At 66.7% G+C, this 23,901-nt stretch carries 23 protein-coding genes and 1 riboswitch; of the genes, 12 read left to right on the top strand and 11 right to left on the bottom strand.

What is annotated here, in order from left to right:
- Positions 1–70: 70 nt before the first annotated feature.
- Entirely contained in the window at positions 71–2,371 is a 2,301-nt protein-coding gene (locus OCK02_RS05220) for an EAL domain-containing protein (RefSeq protein WP_263811878.1), read from the bottom strand.
- 307 nt (positions 2,372–2,678) lie between these two features.
- Here OCK02_RS05220 and OCK02_RS05215 point away from each other — a divergent pair, with 307 nt between their 5' ends.
- The 3 genes from OCK02_RS05215 to OCK02_RS05205 all read left to right on the top strand — a co-directional run bounded on the left by OCK02_RS05215 (position 2,679) and on the right by OCK02_RS05205 (position 5,704).
- Complete coding sequence (locus OCK02_RS05215) at positions 2,679–4,046, top strand: TIGR03808 family TAT-translocated repetitive protein (RefSeq protein WP_263811877.1); 1,368 nt, start codon at positions 2,679–2,681, stop codon at positions 4,044–4,046.
- A 303-nt stretch (positions 4,047–4,349) separates the two neighbouring features.
- Positions 4,350–4,652, top strand: a complete 303-nt coding sequence (locus OCK02_RS05210; RefSeq protein ID WP_263811876.1) for an ArsR/SmtB family transcription factor — start codon at positions 4,350–4,352, stop codon at positions 4,650–4,652.
- Positions 4,653–4,714: 62 nt separating this feature from the next.
- Positions 4,715–5,704: a zinc-dependent alcohol dehydrogenase family protein gene (locus OCK02_RS05205; RefSeq protein WP_263811875.1), complete on the top strand. Its 990-nt coding sequence runs from the start codon at positions 4,715–4,717 to the stop codon at positions 5,702–5,704.
- 120 nt (positions 5,705–5,824) lie between these two features.
- Here OCK02_RS05205 and OCK02_RS05200 read toward each other — a convergent pair whose 3' ends face one another.
- On the bottom strand, positions 5,825–6,325 hold the full coding sequence (locus tag OCK02_RS05200) for a copper chaperone PCu(A)C (protein WP_263811874.1): 501 nt from the start codon (positions 6,323–6,325) through the stop codon (positions 5,825–5,827).
- A 269-nt stretch (positions 6,326–6,594) separates the two neighbouring features.
- On the opposite strand from OCK02_RS05200, the gene OCK02_RS05195 reads away from it, so the two are divergent.
- Positions 6,595–7,254: a glutathione S-transferase family protein gene (locus OCK02_RS05195; protein WP_263811873.1), complete on the top strand. Its 660-nt coding sequence runs from the start codon at positions 6,595–6,597 to the stop codon at positions 7,252–7,254.
- On the opposite strand, the gene OCK02_RS05190 is transcribed toward OCK02_RS05195, so the two are convergent.
- Positions 7,214–8,158, bottom strand: a complete 945-nt coding sequence (locus OCK02_RS05190) for a LysR substrate-binding domain-containing protein (RefSeq protein WP_263811872.1) — start codon at positions 8,156–8,158, stop codon at positions 7,214–7,216. The genes OCK02_RS05195 and OCK02_RS05190 overlap by 41 nt on opposite strands.
- Before the next feature lie 137 nt (positions 8,159–8,295).
- Here OCK02_RS05190 and OCK02_RS05185 point away from each other — a divergent pair, with 137 nt between their 5' ends.
- Positions 8,296–8,496 carry a hypothetical protein gene (locus OCK02_RS05185; RefSeq protein ID WP_230803038.1) on the top strand — a complete coding sequence of 67 codons (201 nt, stop codon included), beginning with the start codon at positions 8,296–8,298 and terminating at the stop codon, positions 8,494–8,496.
- An 83-nt stretch (positions 8,497–8,579) separates the two neighbouring features.
- Entirely contained in the window at positions 8,580–8,945 is a 366-nt protein-coding gene (locus OCK02_RS05180; protein ID WP_263811871.1) for an MmcQ/YjbR family DNA-binding protein, read from the top strand.
- Between the two features lie 99 nt (positions 8,946–9,044).
- Here the strand turns inward: OCK02_RS05180 and OCK02_RS05175 are convergent, their stop codons facing one another.
- The 3 genes from OCK02_RS05175 to OCK02_RS05165 form a co-directional block, all read right to left on the bottom strand.
- Positions 9,045–9,665 (bottom strand): glutathione S-transferase family protein, encoded by a 621-nt coding sequence (locus tag OCK02_RS05175; protein ID WP_263811870.1) that lies wholly within the window; start codon positions 9,663–9,665, stop codon positions 9,045–9,047.
- Positions 9,666–9,897: 232 nt separating this feature from the next.
- A complete protein-coding gene (locus OCK02_RS05170; RefSeq protein WP_230803035.1) occupies positions 9,898–10,287 on the bottom strand; it encodes a VOC family protein in 390 nt (129 codons plus the stop codon).
- A 512-nt stretch (positions 10,288–10,799) separates the two neighbouring features.
- On the bottom strand, positions 10,800–11,807 hold the full coding sequence (locus OCK02_RS05165; RefSeq protein ID WP_263811869.1) for an asparaginase: 1,008 nt from the start codon (positions 11,805–11,807) through the stop codon (positions 10,800–10,802).
- A gap of 85 nt (positions 11,808–11,892) precedes the next feature.
- Between OCK02_RS05165 and OCK02_RS05160 the strand changes: the two genes are divergently transcribed.
- Positions 11,893–12,630, top strand: coding sequence for a DUF3750 domain-containing protein (locus OCK02_RS05160; protein WP_263811868.1), 738 nt, complete (start codon positions 11,893–11,895; stop codon positions 12,628–12,630).
- A gap of 269 nt (positions 12,631–12,899) precedes the next feature.
- Complete coding sequence (locus OCK02_RS05155; protein ID WP_412178753.1) at positions 12,900–14,318, top strand: MFS transporter; 1,419 nt, start codon at positions 12,900–12,902, stop codon at positions 14,316–14,318.
- 14 nt (positions 14,319–14,332) lie between these two features.
- On the opposite strand, the gene OCK02_RS05150 is transcribed toward OCK02_RS05155, so the two are convergent.
- Positions 14,333–15,349: an NAD(P)H-quinone oxidoreductase gene (locus OCK02_RS05150; protein ID WP_263811867.1), complete on the bottom strand. Its 1,017-nt coding sequence runs from the start codon at positions 15,347–15,349 to the stop codon at positions 14,333–14,335.
- A gap of 342 nt (positions 15,350–15,691) precedes the next feature.
- On the opposite strand from OCK02_RS05150, the gene OCK02_RS05145 reads away from it, so the two are divergent.
- Positions 15,692–15,949, top strand: a complete 258-nt coding sequence (locus OCK02_RS05145; RefSeq protein WP_230803031.1) for a DUF1344 domain-containing protein — start codon at positions 15,692–15,694, stop codon at positions 15,947–15,949.
- A 165-nt stretch (positions 15,950–16,114) separates the two neighbouring features.
- Here the strand turns inward: OCK02_RS05145 and OCK02_RS05140 are convergent, their stop codons facing one another.
- The 4 genes from OCK02_RS05140 to OCK02_RS05125 form a co-directional block, all read right to left on the bottom strand.
- Positions 16,115–17,917, bottom strand: a complete 1,803-nt coding sequence (locus tag OCK02_RS05140) for a bifunctional diguanylate cyclase/phosphodiesterase (protein ID WP_263811866.1) — start codon at positions 17,915–17,917, stop codon at positions 16,115–16,117.
- Positions 17,918–18,043: 126 nt separating this feature from the next.
- Positions 18,044–18,481 (bottom strand): EamA family transporter, encoded by a 438-nt coding sequence (locus OCK02_RS05135; RefSeq protein WP_263811865.1) that lies wholly within the window; start codon positions 18,479–18,481, stop codon positions 18,044–18,046.
- Complete coding sequence (gene crcB / locus OCK02_RS05130; protein ID WP_263811864.1) at positions 18,478–18,864, bottom strand: fluoride efflux transporter CrcB; 387 nt, start codon at positions 18,862–18,864, stop codon at positions 18,478–18,480. Before crcB ends, OCK02_RS05135 begins: the two co-directional genes overlap by 4 nt.
- An 89-nt stretch (positions 18,865–18,953) precedes the next feature.
- Positions 18,954–19,015, bottom strand: a riboswitch (Fluoride riboswitch).
- 55 nt (positions 19,016–19,070) lie between these two features.
- On the bottom strand, positions 19,071–19,622 hold the full coding sequence (locus tag OCK02_RS05125) for an HdeD family acid-resistance protein (protein ID WP_263811863.1): 552 nt from the start codon (positions 19,620–19,622) through the stop codon (positions 19,071–19,073).
- Between the two features lie 150 nt (positions 19,623–19,772).
- Between OCK02_RS05125 and betI the strand changes: the two genes are divergently transcribed.
- The 3 genes from betI to betB all read left to right on the top strand — a co-directional run bounded on the left by betI (position 19,773) and on the right by betB (position 23,721).
- Positions 19,773–20,384, top strand: a complete 612-nt coding sequence (gene betI / locus OCK02_RS05120) for a transcriptional regulator BetI (RefSeq protein ID WP_263811862.1) — start codon at positions 19,773–19,775, stop codon at positions 20,382–20,384.
- Between the two features lie 342 nt (positions 20,385–20,726).
- A complete protein-coding gene (gene betC / locus OCK02_RS05115; protein WP_263811861.1) occupies positions 20,727–22,256 on the top strand; it encodes a choline-sulfatase in 1,530 nt (509 codons plus the stop codon).
- Between the two features lies 1 nt (position 22,257).
- Positions 22,258–23,721 (top strand): betaine-aldehyde dehydrogenase, encoded by a 1,464-nt coding sequence (betB, locus tag OCK02_RS05110; RefSeq protein ID WP_263811860.1) that lies wholly within the window; start codon positions 22,258–22,260, stop codon positions 23,719–23,721.
- Positions 23,722–23,901 lie beyond the last annotated feature (180 nt).

The raw sequence follows: 23,901 nt of genomic DNA, 5'->3' as shown, positions 1-23,901 counted from the left end.
ACAGGACAAGGCGATGATGTCGCCTTGTCCTTCGCGGAGGGCCGGCGTCCACCGCACACGTCGTGACAGCTCAGATATTGGGAATGCGGAGCAGGGTCTCGATGCCTTCGGCGCGCACGGGCTTGCTCAGATAGTAGCCCTGGATCTCGTCGCAGCCGGCGCCGCGCAAGAAATCCAGTTGCTCGCGGGTCTCCACGCCCTCGGCGATCACCTTCAGTTGCAGCGTATGGGCGAGCGAGATGATGGCGCGGGCGATCGCCGCGTCGTCGGGATCGTCGGGCAGGTCCTGGACGAAGGAGCGGTCGATCTTGAGGCGGTCGACCGGGAAGCGCTTGAGCGCGCTGAGGCTGGAATAGCCGGTGCCGAAATCGTCGATCGCCAGATGCACGCCCAGTTCCTCCAGCCGGTGCATGAGGGCGACGGCCTGCTGCACGTCGGCCATGATCACGCTTTCGGTCAGCTCGAGCTCGAGATAGCGCGCCTCAAGCCCGCTTCGCTTCAGGGCCGAGGCGACGCGCTCGACCCATTCCGGCTCCTGGAACTGGCGGGCGGAGACGTTGACGCTGACGACGACCGGCGGCAGTCCGGCGTCCTGCCAGGCCTTGTTCTGCCGGCAGGCGGCCCGGAGCGTCCAGTCGCCGATCTGGCCGATCAGGCCGGCCTCCTCGGCGAAGGGAATGAAGTCGCCGGGCATCAGCAGCCCGCGCTCGGGGTGGTTCCAGCGGATCAGCGCCTCGACGGCGAAGATGTGCCCGGTCTTCAGGTCCATCTGCGGCTGATAGTGGAGCACGAACTCCTGGCGCGCGATCGCCCGGCGCAGTTCCTCCTGGTAGCGCAGCTTCTCATGCGCGCTCGACGCCATCTCGGCGGTGAAGAACTGCAGCGCGTCGCGGCCGATCTCCTTGGAGCGGTACATGGCGAGGTCGGCATTGGCGAGCAGTTCCGTGGCGTTGCGGCCGTGGCCGGGATAGAGGGCGACGCCCATGCTGCAGGTGACCTGCACGCTGTGGCCCTCGAGCAGGACGGGATCGGCGACCGCCCTGCGGATCGATTCCAGCCGGACCGACAGCTGCTCGTTCCTGCGGCGCGGGCCGGTGAGGAGGACGACAAACTCGTCGCCGCCGAGGCGCACCAGCGAATCCTCCGGGCGCAGCTTGTCCAGCATCCGCCGCGACACCGTCTTGAGCAGTTCGTCGCCGGCGTGATGGCCGAGGCTGTCGTTGACCAGCTTGAAGTTGTCGAGGTCGATGAAGGCGACGGCGATCGTGCCGTTGGCGTCGTCGGCGGCCTCGATCGCGCTGGAGATGCGCTCGTCGAGCATGCTGCGGTTGGGCAGGCCGGTCAGAACGTCATGATGGGCGACGAACTGGATGCGGTCCTCGGCCTGCTTGCGCTCGATCGCGATGCCGGCGATGTGCGTGGCCATGCCGAGCAGCTTCTGGCAGGCGGCGGACGGCAGGCCGGGCGTGCGCCCGTAGAGCCCGAGCGAACCGAGCACCTGGCCCTGATAGGAAAGGATCGGCGCCGACCAGCAGGAGCGGAAGCCGAAAGGCAAAGCGAGGTCGCGATAGCCTTCCCAGAGCGGATCGGCCGCGATGTCGGCGACGAACACCGGCTCGCCGCGCCACATGGTGGTGCCGCAGGAGCCGACCGCCGGGCCGATCGGGATGCCGTCGATGCGGGTGAAGCAGTCCGGATCGAGATTGGGGGCAGCGACGTGCCGCAGGCAGTTTTCCGCCGGGTCGAGCAGCAGGATCGAGCCCGCGACATCGGCGACCTGCCCCTCGATCAGGTGGATGAGCGCGGTGAAGACATCCTTCAGCGGCGCGCCGACCGCGATCATCTTCAGAAGCTCCGCCTGGCCGAGATGCAGTTGCTCCTGGCGCATGCGCTCGGTGATATCGCGGGCAATGCCGATGATGCCGACGATTTCGCCCTGCTCGTTGCGCATCGGCAGCTTGGAGGTGAGCAGGCACTTCAGCCCGCCCCGGCCGTCCGGGATCTTCTCCTCCATGTCCAGCATCGGCTCGCCCGAGCGCATGATCTCCTGCTCGATCTCGAAGAACTGCTGCGCGAGTTCGGGCGGAAAGAGGTCGAAATCGGTCCTGCCGGTCAGGTCCGTCTCCCTGTAGAGGTCGGAGATGACGGAGTGATTGGCCAGCAGGAAGCGGCTGTCGCGGTCCTTGAAGAAGAAATAGTCCGGCGCCTGGTTGATCATCGCCTCCATCCAGTAGGCGCGACTGTGCGGATCGCCGGCGATGGGAAAACGGCGCGCAGCCTCCGCCATCAGCCGCTCGCTCGCCGCAAGCAGGCGCGATGTCGGATCTATCGTCTCGCCTTCCGGCGGCGACAAATGCTCTGACAGCTGCATCCGCAATTCCCCAACCTGCCTGCCTTGTGTGCGGCAGGACCTCGTCATTGCAACCCAAAGCTACACTCCAGACCATTATCCAAAGCTGAATCCATTCGTTCCAATGCCGGATATCCGGCGACTTCCGCACGGAAACGGCACGGCGGCCGGGCCGGCCGCGCAGGCCGGCCGGTGCCCCGTTTTCGCAAGCCGTCCCGCGATGGACAGGCCCTCCGGCGGCGGGCGGGCGCAATCACGCGGAATCCGTGTCATTTTGGCACAGAACAATCTGGCACGGTTCCTGCTCCCCGTAGGCCAAGGAGCAGAAATGGTTACCAGACGCCTAATCATCTCTTCGATCGGCCTCGGGGTGCTCGGCGCAGCCGCGCCGGCGCGCGCCGCAGGCATGCCGGCGGCAATCGAGGTCGACCTGCGCGGCGCCATCGACGCCTCGGCGCATGGCGTGCGGCCAGGCGGCGGCGACCGCAAGAGCAAGGCCTTTTCCCGACTCCTGAAGGAGGCCACGGCGAAGCAGATGCCGGTCTTCCTGCCGCCCGGCGATTATGTCGTCTCCAACATCGACCTGCCCGACAACACGCGGCTGACCGGCGTTGCCGGCGCCACCCGGATCCTCTACGGCGGCGACGGCTACCTGTTCGCCTGCCAGGGCGCCGGCAGCATCGTGCTCGAAGACCTGGTGATCGACGGCAACAACCGCTGGCTCGACGACACGGTGGAAGGCCTCGTCCATCTTGCCGCCGCCAGCGACGTCAGGATCGAGAACTGCGAGATCAAGGGCTCGTCGAAATCCGCGCTCCACCTGGAGCGTTGCGGCGGCCGCATCGAGAAGAACCGCATTTCGGGCGCGGCGGAGCATGCGATCCATGCGATCGAGAGCACCGGGCTTTCGATCGCCGCCAACACCGTGCTCGACTGCGCCGACGGCGGCATCCTCGTGCACCGCTGGACCAAGGGGCCGGACGGCACGATGGTGACCGGCAACCGGGTCTCAGGCATCGGCGCGCGCAGCGGCGGCACCGGCGAATACGGCAACGGCATCAACATCTTCCGCGCCGACAACGTGATGGTGACGAACAATCACCTCTCCGACTGCGCGTTTTCCGCGATCCGCTCCAATGCCGGCTCCAACGTCCAGATATCCGCGAACACCTGCCTCGCCTCGGGGGAGACGGCGATCTATTCCGAGTTCGGCTTCGAGGGCGCGATCGTCAGCGGCAACCTGATCGACGGGGCGGCCAACGGCATCCTGATCGTCAACTTCAACGAGGGCGGGCGGCTCGCGACGGTCACCGGCAACGTCGTGCGCAACCTGAAGCTCGACGGCCCCTACGTCCACGACGGCGCCGGCTTCGGCTTCGGCATCGCCGTGGAGGCCGACACCGTCGTCAGCGGCAACACCATCGAGAACGCACCGAGATACGGCCTGATGCTCGGCTGGGGGCCCTACATGCGCGGCCTCGTCGTCAACGGCAATCTCGTGCGCGCCGCGCCTATCGGCTGCGCCGTGACCGTGGTCGAGGGCGCCGGCACGGCGCTCATCTCGGGCAACGTCTTTTCGGAAACGCCGCAGGGCGCCATCGCCGGCTACCGCTGGAACGAGCGGACGACGGGCGAGCTTGCGGACGGGGCGGAGCCCTTCGCCCATCTCACGATCGAGCGCAACCGGACGGGATAAGCCGGGCAGGCGCTCCCGCGGTGCGCGTCTGGCCGACGCGCCCGCGGTCAACTCGAAGACAGGCCGCCGGGCGATCCGCCTCGCGGCCTCTGGAACTCGCTCCTTCCGGTTTCCCGAACGCCGGAGGGGGCGATGGGGCGGGATGGGGAAGGTTACTCTGCGTGCCTTTCCCATCTCCGTCCGCCCCGATCGGCCCGCCCCGGCCCGTCGCTGCGCTGCCATCCGGTACCCTGTTACCAATGCCGCCGACATGGCCGCTGCCCTGCGTATTGACATATCGGTAAATATCGATATTATCAGGGCATGGAATTGCTCGAAATATTCAAAGCCCTCTCGAACCGGACACGTCTCGAAATCGTGAAAGGTCTGAAGGATCCCGCGAAGAACTTCCCTCCACAGGATGAAGGCGACGTTCATACAGTAGGGGTCTGCGTCAGCAGTATTCAAGAAGGCGTCGGGCTGTCGCAGTCGACGGTGTCCGACTATCTGGCAACGCTGCAACGCGCAGGCCTGGTCGAAGTCCGGCGCATTGGTCAGTGGACCTACTACAAGCGGAATGAAGCAACCATCCGTGCCCTGGCCGAGATCATCGGCAAGGACCTGTAATTTTTTGACATGAAATATCGAGATTTCTCGATATTCCTTTTTAACGAAGTGAGGATCTGGAAATGAAAGCGATGACACTCAATTCCTTTGGCGGCCCGGACGCGTTCGAGCTTCGCGACATGCCAAAGCCCGTTCCGCAGGCCGGACAAGTCCTGGTGCGGGTCCATGCCACGTCGATCAACCCCCTGGACTACCAGGTTCGGCGCGGCGACTATCGCGACCTGGTCCCCTTGCCGGCCATCACCGGTCATGACGTTTCCGGCGTTGTCGAAGCCGTCGGTCCGGGCGTGACGGCGTTCTCGCCGGGAGACGAGGTCTGGTACACCCCGCGGATATTCGACGGTCCGGGAAGCTATGCCGAGTACCACGTTGCGAACGAGGGCATCATCGCAAGGAAGCCCGCCTCGCTCAGCCATCTCGAAGCGGCCAGCCTGAGCCTCGTCGGCGGGACGGTGTGGGAAGCCCTGGTCGGGCGCGTGGCGCTCAGGGTGGGAGAAAGCATCCTGATCCATGGCGGCGCGGGCGGGGTCGGTCATGTGGCGATCCAGGTGGCGAAAGCCATCGGTGCGAAGGTGTTCACGACGGTGCGCGAAGACAACTTCGCGTTCGCCCGCAGTGTCGGGGCCGATGTCGTCATCGACTACACGAAGGAAGATTATGTCGACGCCGTCATGCGGGAAACGGATGGCCGCGGCGTCGATGTCGTGTTCGACACGATTGGCGGGGACGCGTTGTCCCGCAGCCCCGACGCGCTCGCACAACTGGGTCGCGTTGTCTCGATCGTGGACATCGCCCAGCCGCAGAACCTCATCGAAGCATGGGGCAAGAACGCCAGTTTTCACTTCGTGTTCACAAGGCAAAACCGCGGCAAGCTCGACGAGTTGAGCACCTTGGTGGAGCGTGGCCAGCTGCGGCCGCATGTGGGCGCCGTCTATCCGCTTGCCGACATTGCGCTCGCCCATGCCCGGCTGGAGACCCCGAACAACGGTCTTCGAGGAAAGATCGCGATTGCAGTCGATCCGTCAGCGCGTCTCGCAGGTGCGGGCTCCTGACCGTCGAACGCACTGAAAGGAACGCCATGATGTATGAAACCGCTCCGGCTAGAGCAACTCCAGCAAAAGTGGCGTAAAAACCGGAGCATTGCCGGCGGTTCTATGATCGCCGGCAATGCTCTAATGTGCCTTGTGGCCCGCGCCCGCCGCGCTGCCGGACCTGAACGCCTCCACCTCGAACTCGACCTCGACCACGCCCGCCTTCTCGAAGGTCAGGGTGGCGGGGATGCTCTCGCCTTCCCGGAAGGGGGCGGCGATCCTCATGAACATCACGTGCATCCCGCCGGTCTCGAGCCTGACCGTCGCGCCGGGCGGGACCGGGATGCCGTCGGGGAGCTTGCGCATCTGCATGACGTCGTCCTGCAGGCTCATCTCATGCATCTGCATCTCGCCGGAGACCGGCGAGGTGATGGAGACGAGGCGATCGGGCTCGGCGCCGTGATTGACGAGGGTGAAGAAGCCGCCGCCGACCGGCTGGCCGGGCATCGTCGCCTTGGCAACCGGCTGGAGGATCTCGATGCTGCCGGCCTTGTAGTCGCGCGCCGCGCCGAAGGTAGGGGCCAGAAGAAGCGGGGCCAGAAGCAGCAGCGCCGCCGAAAGAATGTTGAAAAGCCGCTTCATCCCGGGTCCCCCTGTTGATCCCAACCCTTCGCGGGCGCGCCCGCCTGTGATGCCCGTGCGGCAATCACGCGGAAGCGGCACGGCAACCCCGACAGGAGCCCCGCGGACGCGAACGGTCACGCGCGATCATACCGCATCGCGCCTGACCTTTCGCCTCCTGCCCGGCCGCGGCACATCCGATCACCACAATTCATCGTTCGATCACCGGCACGCGCTGTCATCCTGCCCGCCGCTTGCCTATGGTGCGGCACCGAAACGGAGGACCGCACATGCTCACGATCTACGGCGTCTATCGCTCGCGCGCGTCGCGAAACTACTGGATGGCAGGTGAACTCGGCCTTGCCTTCGCCTCCGTGCCGGTGATCCAGGCGCGGCGGCTCGACGATCCGGCTGCGGCCGATGCGCCGCTGAACACGCAGTCGCCGGATTTCCTCGCCGTCAATCCGACCGGCCTTATCCCCTGCATCGACGACGGCGGCTTCGTGATGAGCGAATCGCTGGCGATCAACCTCTACCTCGCCCGCAAACATGGCGGCCCGCTGTCCGGCCTGACGCTCAAGGAAGAGGCGGAGATGCTGCAATGGACGACATGGGCTGCGACGGAGGTCGAACCGCATGCGGTCAAGATCATCCTGACGCTCGACACCCATGCGGCCGCGAGCGAGCAGGGACGGCTGACGATCCGCGCCGCCACCAAGGCATTGAAGAAGGCATTCGCGCTGCTCGACCGGCGGCTCGCCGCGACCGGCCATGTCGTCTCCGACCGCTTCACCGTCGCCGACCTGAACCTCGCCGAGGTGTTCCGCTATACGATGAGCGAGACGGAACTCTTCGACGCCGCGCCGAACGTCAGGGCATGGCTTGCCGCCTGCCAGGCGCGGCCGGCCTTCAAGGCGATGATGGCGGCGCGCCAGCAGGAGCTGGAATAGGCCCGCCGCCGCCATCGTCGCCGATGCTTTCGGCGATCGCGCGGCGCATCCATGCCTTGAAGAGCGTCACCTTGCGCGGCTCGCGCACGTCCGGCGCGGTGATGAAGTAATAGCCCATGCCGGTCTTCACCCGGATGCCGAAGGGGGCGACCAGCCGGCCTTCCGCCAGCGCCCAGGAGGCGAGGATCGGCCAGGCCAGCAGCACCCCCTGGCCGGCGAGCGCGGCGTCGAGGCAGAGCGAGGCGTCGCTGAACACATGGCGGGTGCGCGGCGCCGGCTGGTCCAGCCCCGCTGCCGCAAGCCAGCGGTCCCAGGTGAATTCGTCGTTCGCATCGATCACCGCCGGCATGTCGACGAGGTCGGCCGGCGTCTTCAGCCGCTTCGCCAGGTCCGGCGTGCAGACCGGAAACATCTCCTGCGGCAGCACGAATTCCGCCCGCACGCCCGGCCAGGTGCCCGGACCGATGCGGATGCCGAGATCGACATCCGAGCCCGACAGGTCGGCAAGCGCGGTGGTCGATTCGATCCGCAGGCTGATCTCGGGGTGGGCGGCGCTGAACTGATGGATGCGGTGGATCAGCCAGCGCGAGGCGAAGATCGGCGCGACCGAGATCACGAGGATCGTATCGTCGCGATGGCGGGCGCTGCCGACCGCCTCGGCCAGCTCGCGAAAGCCCGCCGAAAGCTTGCGCAGGAACGGGGCGCCGAAGGGCGTCGGCCGCATGCCGCGGGCGGTGCGCTCGAACACCGTGCGCCCCAGTTGCGCCTCGGCCTTGATCACCTGCTGGCTGACGGCGCCGACGGTGACGCCCAGTTCGTCCGCCGCCGCCTGCAGCGAGCCGAGCCGCCCGACCGCCTCGATCGCCCGCAGGCCGTTCAGATGGATGCTGTTCAACGGATTCATATAGTTTTTCTATAGCATACGCCTGAACTGCTCAATTGAATTCACGGCCGGGCTGATCCAGTATCCAACCATACTCCTTTGATCCCAACGCCCACTCGCAAGACACGAGCGGCCAATCCCTTGAACGGGAGAGGACGATGCTGAAGCTTTTCTTGAACCTTTTCACCCCAGTCGACACATTGGTGCGTAAGCCCGACGACCGGGACTGCATCTGGATCCGCGATCCGCTGGCGCATCCCGACATCGAGGCGATGGACGAGCGCCAGCGCGCCGACCTGCCCTTCCATAGCCTTCAGAGGGTCCCGGACCTTTCCGCACCGGCGGCGTGCCGGCCCTGAGCCTGTCGCAAGCCGCCTTTCAGGCAAGGCAGTCGCGGCAAGGCCGCCGATGCGCTAGTGTCTGTCCGGAGGGAGACGGCGTCATGGCGGAGACAGGGACGGAGACGGCAGCGCTCGTGGCGCGCCTGGAGCGGTTGGCGGCGGGTCTGCCCGGCGTCGAGACCGGCACCTCCTATGGTGCCGCCGCGCTGAAGGTCGCAGGCAGGATGATCGCCACGGCGAGGGACGCCGGGACCGTCGTGCTGTCGATGCCGCTCGACGAGAAGGAGCATTTCCTCGAACTGGCGCCGGAGATCTACTACGAGACGCCGCATTATCACGGCTGGCCGGCCGTGCTGGTGCGCGCCGGCGCGATCGGCGACGACGAACTGCGCCAGCGCCTCGGCGAGGCCTGGCTCAGGCGGGCGCCGGCGAAGCTGCGCAAGCTGCTGCCGGCCGGCGACGGATAGCGACGGGCCGGGGCGGCAGCGGGCGAACCGTCCGTCTCGCGTGTCCTTCTGCAATCCGAAGATTGCCGGCGCGTGGTTGCGGCAGCGACCCGGCGCGGCTCAGCCCGCCGCCCGCTCCAGCGCCCGGGCGACGGCGGGGCGTTCCAGCATGCGGGCGCGATGCGCGGCGACCCGCGGAAAGCTGTCGATATCGACGCCGTCCGATTTCAGCCAGCCGCTGATGGTGAAGAGATAGGGATCGGCGACGCTATAGGCTTCGCCCATCGCCCAGGGGCCGGAAGGCATCGTCGCCTCGATCAGGCCGAAGCACTCGGCCATGTTCTGCGGCACCTTCGCCCGCATCGTCTCCTGCGCGGCCGGATCGTCCGACCATCGCGCGCCGCGGCGGAAGTGGGCGTGGGCCACGTGGACCGTCGAGCACAGATAGGCGGTGAAGGCCTGCAACTGCGCGAAGGCGAAGGGATCGTCCAGCGGCGCGAGGCGCTTTTCCGGCACGACCTGGGCGATATAGGCGAGGATCGCCGGCGTCTCGGTCAGGACGCCGCGATCGGTGGCAAGCGCCGGCACGCGGCCCTTGGGGTTGATCTCGAGATAGGCCGGCGAGCGCTGCTCGGAAACGGCGAAATCCACCGTCTTCACCTCAAAGGCCAGCCCGCTCTCCTCCAGCGCGATCAGCGATGCCAGCGCGCAGGTGTTCGGGGCGAAGTGAAGCGTCAGCATGGCGAAATCCTCCGGGCCGTTGGTCGCCGCCGCAACAGAGCGCATATGCCGGCGGATGGCAAGCCGGGAAGCGGGACACCATCCGGCCGCGTTTTCCGCCGCGGCGGCCAAGACGGACTGCGGGCAGAGCCGGCGGCGCCGGTGCCCCTTCCGCGCCGGCATCCCCGGCACAGGGCCGGGGACGAGGGCGAGCCTCCTGCGAGGCCGGCAACCGAGCGGACGCGGCTGGCGACTATTCCTGCGCCATATGCATCATTTCCCAGACATGGCCGTTGATGTCCTGGAAGCTGCAGCCGTACATCGGGCCGAACTCGATATTGGGCTTCCATTCGCGGGCGCCGGCGGCGAGCGCCTTGGCCTTGAACTCGTCGACCTCGGCGCGGCTTGCGGCGGAGAGGCAGGTCAGCACCTGCGTCTCCTTCTCCGGGTCGCCGACCTTGCCGTTGACGAATTCCTGGAAGCGGGCCTCCACCATCAGCATGACGAAGATCGCGTCGGAGACGACCATGCAGGCGGCCTGCTCGTCGCTGAACTGTTCGTTGAAGGTGAAGCCGAGGGCGCCGAAGAAGCGACGGGTGGCGGGCATGTCCTTGACGGGCAGGTTGACGAAAATCATGCGCATGCGATCAGTCCTCCGGTTGGTCGCGGCCCGCCTCTCGCGGCCGCCGATGCCCCAAGGACGCGCATATAGGGCGCGGACCGACAGGTGCCGCCGACTTTTTTCCACCGGCACGGGAAAGAGGCCTGCCGAGAGGCCGCCGCGGACGGCTCCGGGTGGCGAAGCAGAAAGGGGATGGCGCCAAGGCGGATACAGTGCCCTCCCCGGCATATCGGCCTTGCGCTGGTATCCAACCCACGCGAGTCCTTGCGCGAAAAAGCGCATTCCCCGCGCCGCGGACGCGACGCCGCTGGATCCCGGCTCGGGGCCGGGATGACGAAGGTGAGCGGCATACGGAGGCGGATGCGGCCGGCACCGGCTGGAGAAAGGGAACGGCGGTGCCAACGGATGGTTTGTCGGGCCAGTTCTTCCCCGTCATCCCGGCTCGGGGGCCGGGATGACGGAGGGGAGCGGGGGCGGCCGGGTGGATGCGGCCGGCTCGGTTTGCGAAATGGGGAAGCGGCGGTCCGGCGGGGCTATCCCCGCAGCGCTTCGGTCACCCGGACGGCGGCGACGGGGAGGCCGTTCCAGTTCTTCATGGCGTGGTCGGCCTGGCGCATCAGGGCGGCGGCGACGGCGGGGTCGTCGTCGAAGAAGCGGGCGAGCGTGGCAGCGACCATGGCTTCGGCGGCGCGGGTGGCGCCGTCCTCGCATTTCAGCGCGATCGCGATGCCCTTTTCGGGGACGGCGGCGCAGAAGACGCCCTCCGCGCCCGTCTTGGCGAAGATGCGCCCCGGCGCCGTCTCCATCAGCCGGGTGCAGGCGCGGCGGGTGCCGGCGACGTAGAAGGGCTCGGCCATGCAGGCGTCGACCAGCCGGCGCGCGGCCCTTGCGCGGGCGGGCGGCAGGCCGGCGCCCGTCACCATCCTGGCAAAGCCGTGTGCCAGCGCCTTCAGCGGCACGGCATAGGTGGGGATGGAGCAGCCATCGATGCCGCAATCGTCGCGGCCGAGCGGCGTGCTCGTCAGGTCCTGCATGACGGCGCGGATCTCCGCCTGGACGGGATGGTCGTAGCCGACATAGCCCTTCGGATCGAGACCGCCGTGGCAGGCGGCGCAGACGAAGCCGGCATGCTTGCCCGAGCAATTGTTGTGCAGGGCCGTCGGGCGCTCGAGCGTGCGCGCCTGGCCGATCAGGACGGGTTGGTCGAAAGACCAGTGCGCGCCGCATTCCAAAACGCCCGCCTCCTGCCCGGCCGCAGCCAGCATGCCGGCCGCCAGCGCCACGTGCTTCGGCTCGCCGCTGTGCGAGGCGCAGGCGAGCGCCAGTTCCCTGTCGCCGAAGCCATAGGCATCGGCCGCGCCGCCTTCGACCAGCGGCAGCGCCTGCATCGCCTTGCAGGCCGAACGCGGAAAGATTGCAGCCTCGATGTCGCCGCGGGCAAACGCCACCTTGCCGTCGCCATCGACCGCCACCACCATGCCGCGATGGCGGCTCTCGACGCGATTTCCGCGCGTCACCTCGACGAGAACGGGATTTTCCATTGCCGGTGCCTTCAAAATTCCGATATCGGCTGTGGTATTAGCGGAATTCTCGCCCCGGCGCAGCAGTGGAAACGGAGAAGGCTGCATGAAAATCGGCAGGAAATTCCTGGCCCTGTTCCTGGCCATCTACCTGGTGCCGGCGCTTGCTAGCGCCGGCTACTGGTACCTGCTCGACCGGCCAGGCTCGTGGCGCGAGGCGAACTGGTCCTCGGCCGGCATCCTGCCGCATCCGGACGACGAGCCGCGGGCGACGATCCACGTCTTCTCGGCTGCGACCGGCGGCATGAAGGGCGCCTTTGCCAGCCACGCCTGGATCGTCACCAAGAAGGAGGGCGCGGAACGCTACGACCGCTACGACAAGGTCGGCTGGGGAAGCCCGATCCGGAAGAACGGCTATCCGGCCGATGCATACTGGTATTCCAACCGGCCGCGCGCCGTCGTCAGCCTTGCCGGCGAGGAGGCGGCAAGCCTCATTACGAAAGTCGAGGCGGCGATCGCCTCCTACCCTTATGCCGAGGCCGGCGGCTACCGGATGTGGCCGGGGCCGAACTCCAACACCTTCGTCGCCCATGTGCTGCGGAACGTCCCCGAACTCGGCGCGGTGCTGCCGCCGGACGCGGTCGGGCGCGACTTCCTGCCCTTCGGCACCTTCGTCTACATCGCCCCTGACGGGCGCGACGTGCATGCGAGCTTGTTCGGGCTGATCGGCTTCTCCGCCGGCCTGCGCAGCGGGCTGGAGATCCACCTCGCCGGCCTCGTCGCCGGCATCGACATCATGCGGCCGGGCGTGAAGTTCCCGGCGCTGGGGCGCATCGGGATATAGGGGGCGCTGCGGGATCGGAAAGCAAGGCCCCTCCCCAACCCTCCCAAGGGAGAGGACTTAACCCGGCCGCGCCGTCGAGGCTTCAATCGGGCAAGCGGGCTCCCCCGGGGTCTTCTCCCCCCTTGCGGGGGAGATGGCCGGCAGGCCAGAGGGGGTTCTATCATGGCAACAGCCCCATCATGACCCTTCCCTCCGCGGACATTGCGGCGGGCGTGAAAATGTGGTCGGGTGCAACCCCGTCCCGACACACCGGCTCCCGTCAGATCCCCATGGCAGACATGACCCCGCAAGCAGACACGGCGCGCCTTTCGGCGCTCTTTCGCCCCGAAAACCTGCTGGCGACGATGATGCTTGGCGGCGGCATCGCGCTGCATGCGGTCGAGACGTATATCACTGCCACGCTGATGCCCTCGATCGTGCGCGACATCGGCGGGCTGCCGCTGTTCGCCTGGGCGACGACGATCTACGTGATCGCCTCGGTGGTCGGCTCGATCTATGTCGCCGTGCGGCCGGCCGGCGTGTCGCTGAACCGATGCTATGTCTGGGGTGCCGTGCTCTTCGGCGCCGGCAGCCTGGTCTGCGCGCTCGCACCGGTCATGGAGATCGTGCTCGCCGGCCGCGCCGTGCAGGGGCTGGGGGCCGGGCTGCTGGTGACGCTCGGCTATGCCTTCATCCGCTTCGTCTATCCCGAGGCGCTGTGGAGCCGGGCCTCGACGCTCTATGCCGCGGTCTGGGGGATCGCCACCTTCGTCGGCCCGAGCATCGGCGGCATCTTCGCCAGCGGCAGCGCCTGGCGCGAAGCCTTCCTCATCCTCGTGCCGATCGCGCTTCTCATGGCCTGGCTCGCGCCGCGCAGGCTTCCGGCCGGCGAGGATCGCCATGCCGCAACCCCCGCCCCCTTCGTCCAGATCGCGCTGATCCTGGCCTCGGCCATGCTCGTCTCCTTCGCCGGCTCGGTGACGGCGATATGGCTGCGGGGGGCGCTGGCCGTGGCTGCAGTCGTGGCCGTGACGGCGATGGTGCTTGCCGAACGGCGGGCGAGCGCACGGCTGCTGCCGACCGGCGCCGTCGAGCTTTCATCCGCGCTTGCCCGGATCTACCTGATCATGCTGCTGATGCTGGTGGCGCTCGCCTCGGACATCTACATCCCCTATTTCCTGCAGGAACTGCACGGGGTGGCGCCGCTCGCATCGGGCTATCTGGTGGCGCTGCTGGCGCTCGGCTGGACGGCCGCGGCCTTCCTGACGGCCGGCCTGACGGGACGGCGCGCGATCGCCTCGATCGCCGGCGGAACGCTGCTCGAGGCCGTCTCGACCGGGCTGCTGGTGCTGCTTTTGGCGCGCCACAATCCGCAAGGCGACATCGCCGTGCTGGCGGCGGCGACGGTTGCGATCTTCGGCATGGGCTTCGGCGTCGGCATGGGCTGGGCGCACCTCGTCACCCTGGTGCTCAGGCTTGCGCCCGACGACGAGAAGGACAAGGCCTCGGCGGCGATCGTGACGATGCAGGCGCTCGGCACCGCCTTCGGGGCGGCCCTTGCCGGCGTGGTCGCCAACAGCACCGGCCTCCTCGATCCCGGCGGCATCGCCGGCAACGTCTCCGCCGCCGCCTGGCTCTATGGCCTGTTCGCGCTCCCGGGCCTTGCCGCCTTCGGCCTCGCCGTCTCGCTGCTGCGAGAGCGCGACTGACGGCTGATCAGTCATCAATCGAAGGCGATCACCACCTTGCCGATATGGTCGCCGTGCTCGAGCATGCGGTGGGCATTGGCGACCTCGGCGAACGGCAACACGGCCTGGATCACCGGCGCCAGCCGCCCGGCGTCGAGCAGCGGCCAGACCCTTTCCTGGAGGTCGTCGCGGATCGCCTGCTTCTCCTCGGCCGTGCGCGGGCGCATGGCCGATCCCATGATCCGCAGCCGCTTGCGCAGGATCGGGCCGAGGTTGACCTTCTCGGCGAAGGTGCCGCCGAGGAAGGCGATGATCGACAGCCGTCCGTCCAGCCCGAGCGACTTGAGGTTGCGGTCGAAATAGGTGGCGCCGACCATGTCGAGGATGACATCGACGCCGCGCCTGCCGGTCTCCTCGGCGATGACGGCGGCGAAGTCCTCGGTGCGGTAGTTGATCGCCCGGTGCGCGCCGAGGCCGACGCAGGCCTCGCATTTCTCCGCCGTTCCCGCGGTCGCATAGACCCTTGCGCCGAAGGCCCGGGCAAGCTGGATCGCCGTGGTGCCGATGCCGCTCGTGCCGCCGTGGACGAGCACGGTCTCGCCGGCCTTCAGTTCCGCCATCATGAAGAGATTGGCCCAGACGGTGAAGAAGGTCTCGGGAAGGGCCGCCGCCCTGCCGGCGTCGTAGCCTTTCGGATACCGCAGCGCCTGGGAGGCCGGGACGGCGCAATATTCCGCATAGCCGCCGCCGTTCGCCAGCGCGCAGACCTTGTCGCCGACCGAAAACGCCGTCACCCCGGGGCCGAGCGCGACCACTTCGCCGGCGACCTCGAGGCCGAGGATCGGGCTTGCGCCGGGCGGCGGGGGATAGTCGCCCTTGCGCTGCATGATGTCGGGGCGATTGATGCCGGCGGCTGCGACCCGAACCAGGATCTCGCCCGTGCGAAGCAGCGGAAGGGGACCGCTGGCGATGACGAGATGCTCCGGCCCGCCCGGCTCCCGCACTTCGACATGGGACATGGTCTCGGGCAACATGGCTTCGGGCGACGGCATGGGCTTTCCTCCGGCTGCGATACGGCAATGCAATTCCTGCGCGACGGGTTCCGACCATAGCCGAAAGCGGACGGCCAAGACAGCCGCAGAGACGGGCCCGCGCCCCCGGAACATTAAATTTCGGTCATCTGGAATGCCGCCACAATTTGCCACAAACCATTGAAATAGCGACATTTCATGGGCTTGCCGGATTAATTATCTTTAATTTGAAGTGCCCTTCCGCCGGGCATAACGTTCTGCTCGAAGCCGGGAAGCGCCGGCGGTTTTCGCCGCGACGCGACGCCTTCCGGACGGCTTCATCCAATGCCCTCTCCCAGGGCAGATTACCCAGGGACAAGTCTCATGCGTGTTCTTCTTTCCAACCTCGCGATCGTGACCGTTCTCACCGCTCCGGCCGTTGCTCTGGCAGCCCAGACGACGACCGGGACAGTCAAGGCCTTCAGCCCGGCAGCGCAGACGCTGACGCTGTCGGACGGCACGAGCTACATGCTGCCGAAGGGCTTCAAGGACCCCGGCATCAAGGCCGGCGAGAAGGTATCGATCGCCTACGACATGGTCGGGAAAAAGCATGAAGCCAAGACTGTGAAGATCCTGCAGTAATTTCCGCAGGAAGGATCCTGCAGTGACATCCGCAGGCTTGAGCGGTCTGCCCCGACCCTACATGGACCGCTCAGGATAGGCCGCACCAGCGCTGTGTGTGTACCGCTGGCCGGCCGAAAGAGGGCGGGTCCGTGGCCGGGCCCGCCCTTCCTTCGTGTCATACACTCATCCGGCGACGTGCGGACCGGCGCCGAAGAGGACGATCCCGTCCTTGCTCGTCTTCGCCTGTCCCTTGAGCGTGGCGATGCGGGCGCTGATCTGCTGCGGATCTGCGACCAGTTCCTCCTCGGGAACGACCAGCACCACCGCCGAGCAGCGCATCAGCGGAAAATTGCGCTCGTTTCCGTCGCGGTCGTGGCCGCGGATCACGCCGGCGAGCAGGTCCGCCGGCGCATAGAGCTGCCGGGCTTCGTGGGCGAAATCGCCGAGCAGGCGCTCGATCAGTTCGCGCACGGCGCCGACGTCCCGACCGGAGACGCCGGCGAAGAAATCGTCGCCGCCGAGATGGCCGATGAACACGTCCTCGCCGATGAAGTGACGGCGCAGCAGCGAGGCGAACTGCAGGATGGCGCGGTCGCCCATCTGGAAGCCGTAATGGTCGTTGAACGGCTTGAAGTTGTCGAAGTCGAAATAGCAGAAGCAGCGCAGCTGGTCGCCGTCGAGCGTCCGGTCCTGCAGGTAGTCGTGGATCGAGCGATTGCCGGGAAGCCCGCTCAGCGGGTTCTGGTCCTCGGCATTCTTCAATTGCTTCTCGCTGATGATCTTCAGGAGCGAGGAGGCGCTGAGGATGCCGGCGTAGCGCATGTTCTCCGTCAGGATCACGCATTCGCTGCCACCCATGTCGGCGAAGATGGAGAGCAGTTGCTCGGCCGGGGTCTCGAGATCGGCGACGGGCGCCATGGTGGAGAAATGCGACAGGCTCTTCTGGTAGATCTTGTTCTTCAGCAGATCGCGGCCGAACGGATGGTAGCTGAGTTCGCGGACATGGTATTCGTGCAGGATGCCGCGCGGCTCGTCATTGGCGTTGAGCACCGGGAAGAAGGTGCGCCGCGGATCCCGGCGGAAGAGCTCGAAGACGGATTCCAGGCTGTCGCCCTCGTGGACGGCCGGCAGGTGCTCGATCTGGCGGCGGATGAGGATGCTGTCGAGCGAGGCCGAACTGCGCCGGCCGGTCGCCGCGCGCGCCACCGGCGCATAGACCGACTGCAGGGCGGACATGTCGGTCTGCGGGCGGGCGATGTACCAGCCCTGCACCAGATCGCAGCCGCAATCGCGGCAGGCGACGAACTCCGCTTCCGTCTCCACGCCCTCGGCGATCACCCGGATGCCCAGCACATGGGCGAGGTTGACCGTGCTCTTGACCAGATGGCGCTTGCGGGCATCCGTGTCGAGGCCGGACATGAAGTGCCGGTCGATCTTGAGATAGTCAAACGGGTGGTCGCACAGCGCCTTCATGCCGCTGTGGCCGGCGCCGAAATCGTCGATGGCGAGCTTGAAGCCTTCCTGGCGCAGGCGCGCGATCAGGGTGCCGAACTCGGGCATGCTGCCGTTGTCGAAGCGCTCCGAGATCTCGAAGCAGATGGAGGAGGCCGGGATACCGGCCCGTTTCAGGTGGCCCGACAGGCGGTCGACGACGTCGGAGGCGTCGGTGACGAGGCGGGAATCGAGGTTGACGAACAGGGTGCGGCTGGCGAAGTCCGGCAGGGCGGCGAAGGCCGCGAGCGCCCGGCTGTTGACCATGTGCTCCAGCGCCAGCAACTGCCCGGCCTCGTGCGCCCGGTCGAGAAGATCGAGCGGCGAGGCAAAGCCGAGCCGGTCGTGGCCGCGCATGAGGGATTCATAGCCGAACACCGCGCCCGAGGCCGTCTCCACGATCGGCTGGAACGCCGTCTCGATCACGAGCTTGGCAAGCGTGACAATCTGATCGTCGCCGAAGCGGCGCAGTGAGATCATTTCGGCGGCGGACATGGATCGGAAGCTCCGGGTCATCACATTGCGGCCCGACTCTTCTGTATCGAATCTGAACATTCCCTTTATGCCACGTGACAGTTTGATGAAACTTCAATGACTGCAAAGGGTTAAGTAAAGTTTCCTTCAAATGCGAAGCGTCAGCATGATGGCGCCGGCGGCGATCATGCAGACCGCCAGCCAATGCGCCGGCGAGAGGCGTTCGCCGAGGAAGATCGCCGCGAACGCCGCCACCAGAACCACGCTCAGCTTGTCGACGGGGGCGACCCGGGAGGCGTCTGCAAGCTTGAGTGCGCGGAAATAGCAGAGCCACGACGCGCCGGTCGCAAGGCCGGAGAGGACGAGGAACAGCCAGCTTTTCGGCGATACGGTCGAGGGCGCCTGCCAGCCGCCCGTCACCTGCAGGATGAAGGCGATCGAGACGAGGATGACGAGCGTGCGGATGAAGGTGGCGAAATCGGACCCGACACCCTCGATGCCGACCTTGGCAAAGATCGCCGTCAGCGCCGCGAAGACCGCCGAGCCGATTGCCCAGAACTGCCAGGAAAGCAGGAGCGGCTTCACGTCAGGCTCACCGGGACGAGGCGTGCGAGAAACAGGCCGGCCGCGACGGCTGCGAGCGAAAGCACCACGCTCGAAAGCACGTAGACGAGCGCGTGGCCGATATTGCCGCGCTCCCACAGCACGGCGGAATCGAGGGCGAAGGCGGAGAACGTGGTGAAGCCGCCGAGGATGCCGGTGGTCAAAAACAGCCGGGCTTCCTGCGGCAGGTGGCCGCGAAAGGCGAAATAGCCGGCGAGCAGGCCCATCGCCATGCAGCCGAGGATGTTGACGATCAGCGTTCCCAGCGGAAAGCCGCTGCCGAACAGGCGCGCGGCAAGCACATTGACGCCATGGCGGCCGGCGCCGCCGACCCCTGCCCCGAGAAACACGATGAGATAGTTCATGTCGTCACCTTTCCACGATGTGGCGGCAACGGAAACCACCCAAGAGCGGCTGCTGGTCGCAGGCCTGCACCGGGCGACCTTCCGGTACGCCTCTGGCAGGAGCTATCAGCCGTTATGGCGGTTGTCGGGGAGCTCCATCCCCATCACACGCAAAATTCCTATCGCGGATGCGGCGGCGCTGTCAAACGGCAGCGCCGCCGGAAGTCCTATGCCTTGCGCAGCGCCAGGCCGAAGCCGATCAGGGCCCAGCCCTGCATGGCGAGATCGAAGGCGAGAAACAGGCCGAGCAGCCACAGGCTGTTCACCGGCCAGCCGATCAGGAAGACGAGGCCGGCGAGCGCGGTCACGATGCCGCCTGCCAGCAGCCAGCCCCAGCCGCCCTCCTGGCGGGCGCGCATCGCCACCCAGATGCGGAACAGGCCGGAGATGATCAGCGCCCAGGCCATGAGCAGCGTCAGCACCTTGGCGGTGAGCATGGGATTGCTGAAGGCGAGCACGCCGGCGGCCAGGTAGAGCAGCGCGCTCAGCACCCAGTAGATCGTGTCCTTCCACGCCTTCACCTGGAAGGCATGGGCGAGATAGACGGCGCCGCCGACGATCATCAGCATGCCGACATAATAGACGGTGACGGCGGTGGCCCAGAGAAGGTTGCCCGCGGCGATGAAGCCGAAGACGAGGAGCGCGAAGCCGAGGGCGACGAACCAGCCCCACTTGCCGCGCACTTCCGAAAGACGCGGTATTGACGAATGCACAGCCATGACGACCCCCCGATAGCTGAAACAAAACAATTCGATAGTATCACGAAATCGGCGGTTGTCATCGCCTGCGGGATACGCGCCGGTAACGATCAGATTTTTATTGATTGGCCAATCAATTAAAAATAACATTGCGGCAAAGGGAGACAGGCCTTGCCGAAAGTCGGAATGGAACCGGTGCGCCGCAGGGCGCTGATGGATGCGACGCTGAAGGCGGTCGGAGACCACGGCTCTCTGGCCGTCACCATGTCGGAGATCGCCCGCCATGCCGGCGTCTCGCCGGCGCTGGCGCACCACTATTTCGGTTCCAAGGAGCAATTGCTGCTCGCCACGATCCGGAACCTTCTCCAGCAATTGCGCGACGATGCGGTGAAAGCCGTCCAGGCCGTTCACACGCCGCGCGAGAAGCTGTCGGCGATCATCCGCGTCAGTTTCCACGCCGACCAATTCGCGCCCGAGACGATCGCCGCCTGGCTCGCCTTCTATGCCGAGGCGCAGCGATCGGAGGAAACCCGGCGGCTGCTCGTGCTCTATGCCCGGCGCCTGCGCTCGAACCTCGTCGCCCGGCTTGCCACGCTCTGCCCGCGCGAGGACGCCGTCCGCATCGCCGAAGGGGCCGCCGCCATGATCGACGGGCTCTACATCCGCCAGGGCCTCAGGGCCGCCCCGATCAGTGCGGCCGCATCGATCGCGCTGACCGAGGACTACCTGGAGGCGCAGTTGCGGGTATTTCAAGGTCATGGCGAGGTTGGCGGCGATGGCTGAGGACATGTACCACCCCCCTCTGCCCTGCCGGGCATCTCCCCCTCAAGGGGGGAGATCGGCAAGACGGCGCGGTCATAGTTCACCCGCGACGCATGCGATAGACGAGACGTATCGGCAAGGATCACAAGGCTCGTTTCGGGCAAGGCATCGCCCCCGTCCGATCTCCCCCCTTGAGGGGGAGATGTCCGGCAGGACAGAGGGGGGTGTCCAAACCCACGCACGGCCCGGCCTGTCGCAGGATCACCCCCACCCGCCGCTGCGCGGCGACCTCCCTCCTCAAGGGGGAGGTAGGGTGCGCGCCGCATCCGCCACGATCTCCCTCACCCCAAGGAACCGCACCCCGTGACCGCCAGAAAGCCCAATATCCTGATCATCATGGTCGACCAGTTGAACGGAAAGCTGTTTCCGGACGGGCCGGCGGCGTTTCTGCATGCCCCGCATATCAAGGCGCTGGCGAAGCGCTCGGCGCGGTTTGCCAACAACTACACCTCCTCGCCGCTCTGCGCGCCTGCGCGTGCCTCGTTCATGGCCGGGCAGCTGCCGAGCCGTACGCGCGTCTACGACAACGCCGCCGAATACGTCTCCTCGATCCCGACCTTCGCCCATCACCTGCGCCGGGCCGGCTACTACACGGCGCTCTCGGGCAAGATGCACTTCGTCGGCCCCGACCAGTTGCACGGCTTCGAGGAGCGGCTGACGACCGACATCTACCCGGCCGATTTCGGCTGGACGCCGGACTACCGCAAGCCCGGCGAGCGCATCGACTGGTGGTACCACAACATGGGCTCGGTGACCGGCGCGGGCGTCGCCGAGATCACCAACCAGATGGAGTATGACGACGAGGTCGCCTTCCTCGCCAACCAGAAGCTCTATCACCTCGCCCGCGAGAACGACGACGAGGCCCGCCGCCCCTGGTGCCTCACCGTCTCCTTCACCCATCCGCACGACCCCTATGTGGCGCGGAAGAAATACTGGGACCTCTACGAGGATTGCGCGCACCTGACGCCCGAAATCGGCATGCTGGAGACGCAGGACCCGCATTCGCAGCGCATCCTGCAGTCCTGCGACTATGCGGGCATGTCGATCACCGAGGAGGACGTCCGCCGCTCGCGCCGGGCCTATTTCGCCAACATCTCCTATCTCGACGACAAGGTCGGCGAACTGGTCGACACGCTCGAGCGGACGCGGATGCTCGATGACACACTCGTCCTGTTCTGCTCCGACCACGGCGACATGCTCGGCGAGCGCGGGCTGTGGTTCAAGATGACCTTCTTCGAGGGCTCGGCGCGGGTGCCGCTGATGATCGCCGGCCCCGGCGTCGCCCCCGGCCTGCACACAAGCCCCGTCTCCAACCTCGACGTGACGCCGACGCTCTGCGATCTCGCCGGGATCTCGATGGAAGAGGTGATGCCGTGGACGGACGGCGAAAGCCTCGTGCCCGTCATCAACGGGGCGGAGCGGACGACGCCTGTTCTGATGGAATATGCGGCGGAAGCCTCCTACGCGCCGATCGTCGGCATTCGCGAGGGCAAGTGGAAATACATCCACTGCGAACTCGACCCGGAACAGCTCTACGACCTTTCCGCCGACCCACTGGAGCTGAACAATCTCGCGACCTCGGACAATCCCGTCATCCGGGCGACACTGGAGGCGTTCAGGCAGATGCGCGAGGCCCGCTGGGACATGGTGGCCTTCGACCAGGCGGTGCGCGAAAGCCAGGCGCGGCGCTGGGTCGTCTACGAGGCGCTGCGCAACGGCGCCTACTACCCCTGGGACCACCAGCCGCTGCAAAAGGCCTCCGAGCGCTACATGCGCAACCACATGAACCTCGACAATCTTGAGGAATCCAAACGCTACCCGCGGGGAGAATGAGATGAGAGCCCAGCCGAAAGCCAGCCACTTCATCGACGGCGCATATGTCGAGGACACCGCCGGCACGCCGTTCGAAAGCCTCTATCCCGCCACCGGCGAGGTGATCGCCAAGCTGCATGCGGCAACGCCTGCGATCATCGAGAAGGCGATCGCCTCTGCGAAGCGGGCGCAGAAGGATTGGGCGGCGATGAGCCCGACCGCGCGCGGACGCATCCTCAAGCGTGCCGCCGAGATCATGCGCGAGCGGAATCGCGCGCTTTCCGAACTGGAGACGCTCGACACCGGCAAGCCGATCCAGGAGACGATCGTCGCCGATCCGACCTCGGGCGCCGACAGCCTCGAATTCTTCGGCGGGATCGCGGCGGCCGGGTTGAACGGCGATTATATTCCGCTGGGCCAGGATTTCGCCATCACCAAGCGTGTGCCGCTCGGTGTCTGCGTCGGCATCGGCGCCTGGAACTATCCGCAGCAGATCGCCTGCTGGAAGGCGGCTCCGGCGCTCGTCTGCGGCAACGCCATGGTGTTCAAGCCGTCGGAGAATACGCCGCTCGGCGCACTGGCCATCGCCGAGATCCTGATCGAGGCCGGCCTGCCGAAGGGGCTGTTCAACGTCATCCAGGGGGACCGGACGACGGGGCCCCTGCTGGTCGAGCACCCTGACGTCGCCAAGGTGTCGCTGACGGGATCGGTACCGACCGGCAAGAAGGTGGCGGGGGCGGCAGCGTCGTCGCTGAAGCACGTGACGATGGAGCTCGGCGGCAAGTCGCCGCTGATCGTCTTCGACGACGCCGATCTCGAAAGCGCCATCGGGGGCGCGATGCTCGGCAATTTCTATTCGACCGGGCAGGTCTGCTCGAACGGCACCCGCGTTTTCGTGCAGAAGGGCATCAAGGAGAAATTCCTGGCGCGGCTGAAGGAGCGGACGGAGAAGATCGTCATCGGCGAGCCGCTGGACGAGGCGACGCAACTCGGCCCGATGGTGTCGAAGGCGCAGCGCGACAAGGTGCTGGACTATATCGAAAAGGGCAAGGCCGAGGGCGCGACGCTCCTCACCGGCGGCGGCATTCCGAACCACGTTTCCGGCGAGGGCACCTACATCCAGCCGACCGTCTTTTCCGACGTCACCGACGAGATGACGATCGCGCGCGAAGAGATCTTCGGGCCGGTCATGTGCGTGCTCGACTTCGACCACGAGGACGAGGTGATCGCCCGCGGCAACGCCACCGAATTCGGCCTCTCCGGCGGCGTCTTCACATCCGACATCACCCGCGCCCACCGCGTGGTCGACAGGCTGGAGGCGGGGACGCTGTGGATCAACACCTACAACCTCTGCCCGGTCGAGATCCCCTTCGGCGGCTCGAAGCAGTCGGGCTTCGGCCGCGAGAATTCGCTGGCGGCGTTGCAGCACTATTCGGAGCTGAAGACGGTGTACGTGGCGATGGGGCCTGTCGAGGCGCCGTATTGAGATGATGTGCGCCTGCGGGCGACGCCCCTCACCCTAACCCTCTCCCCGCAAGCGGGGAGAGGGGACGTAGCCCCAGGCGGCGTTCGCGAGGGACGGATACGGCGCGGCGTCTCCCTTCTCCCCGTTTACGGGGTGAAGGTGGCGGCAGCCGGATGAGGGGCAATTGAACTTTTAGGATCA

It is taken from the genome of Rhizobium sp. TRM96647 (genome assembly GCF_025780115.1).
Lineage (GTDB): Bacteria > Pseudomonadota > Alphaproteobacteria > Rhizobiales > Rhizobiaceae > Mycoplana.
Note: the sequence above shows the minus strand (reverse complement) of the source record. Positions and strands in the feature narration are given on the sequence as shown.

Bases quoted from the DNA above. Each gene is read 5' to 3' on its own strand.
- OCK02_RS05215 (WP_263811877.1), top strand. From the start codon at position 2,679: ATGGTTACCAGACGCCTAATCATCTCTTCGATCGGCCTCGGGGTGCTC.
- OCK02_RS05170 (WP_230803035.1), bottom strand. From the start codon at position 10,287: ATGCGCATGATTTTCGTCAACCTGCCCGTCAAGGACATGCCCGCCACC.
- OCK02_RS05165 (WP_263811869.1), bottom strand. From the start codon at position 11,807: ATGGAAAATCCCGTTCTCGTCGAGGTGACGCGCGGAAATCGCGTCGAG.
- OCK02_RS05190 (WP_263811872.1), bottom strand. From the start codon at position 8,158: ATGAATCCGTTGAACAGCATCCATCTGAACGGCCTGCGGGCGATCGAG.
- OCK02_RS05185 (WP_230803038.1), top strand. From the start codon at position 8,296: ATGCTGAAGCTTTTCTTGAACCTTTTCACCCCAGTCGACACATTGGTG.
- OCK02_RS05125 (WP_263811863.1), bottom strand. From the start codon at position 19,622: ATGGCTGTGCATTCGTCAATACCGCGTCTTTCGGAAGTGCGCGGCAAG.
- OCK02_RS05155 (WP_412178753.1), top strand. From the start codon at position 12,900: ATGGCAGACATGACCCCGCAAGCAGACACGGCGCGCCTTTCGGCGCTC.
- OCK02_RS05180 (WP_263811871.1), top strand. From the start codon at position 8,580: ATGGCGGAGACAGGGACGGAGACGGCAGCGCTCGTGGCGCGCCTGGAG.
- OCK02_RS05160 (WP_263811868.1), top strand. From the start codon at position 11,893: ATGAAAATCGGCAGGAAATTCCTGGCCCTGTTCCTGGCCATCTACCTG.
- OCK02_RS05175 (WP_263811870.1), bottom strand. From the start codon at position 9,665: ATGCTGACGCTTCACTTCGCCCCGAACACCTGCGCGCTGGCATCGCTG.
- OCK02_RS05195 (WP_263811873.1), top strand. From the start codon at position 6,595: ATGCTCACGATCTACGGCGTCTATCGCTCGCGCGCGTCGCGAAACTAC.
- OCK02_RS05220 (WP_263811878.1), bottom strand. From the start codon at position 2,371: ATGCAGCTGTCAGAGCATTTGTCGCCGCCGGAAGGCGAGACGATAGAT.
- OCK02_RS05200 (WP_263811874.1), bottom strand. From the start codon at position 6,325: ATGAAGCGGCTTTTCAACATTCTTTCGGCGGCGCTGCTGCTTCTGGCC.
- OCK02_RS05150 (WP_263811867.1), bottom strand. From the start codon at position 15,349: ATGCCGTCGCCCGAAGCCATGTTGCCCGAGACCATGTCCCATGTCGAA.
- OCK02_RS05210 (WP_263811876.1), top strand. From the start codon at position 4,350: ATGGAATTGCTCGAAATATTCAAAGCCCTCTCGAACCGGACACGTCTC.
- OCK02_RS05145 (WP_230803031.1), top strand. From the start codon at position 15,692: ATGCGTGTTCTTCTTTCCAACCTCGCGATCGTGACCGTTCTCACCGCT.
- OCK02_RS05140 (WP_263811866.1), bottom strand. From the start codon at position 17,917: ATGTCCGCCGCCGAAATGATCTCACTGCGCCGCTTCGGCGACGATCAG.
- betB (WP_263811860.1), top strand. From the start codon at position 22,258: ATGAGAGCCCAGCCGAAAGCCAGCCACTTCATCGACGGCGCATATGTC.
- crcB (WP_263811864.1), bottom strand. From the start codon at position 18,864: ATGAACTATCTCATCGTGTTTCTCGGGGCAGGGGTCGGCGGCGCCGGC.
- OCK02_RS05205 (WP_263811875.1), top strand. From the start codon at position 4,715: ATGAAAGCGATGACACTCAATTCCTTTGGCGGCCCGGACGCGTTCGAG.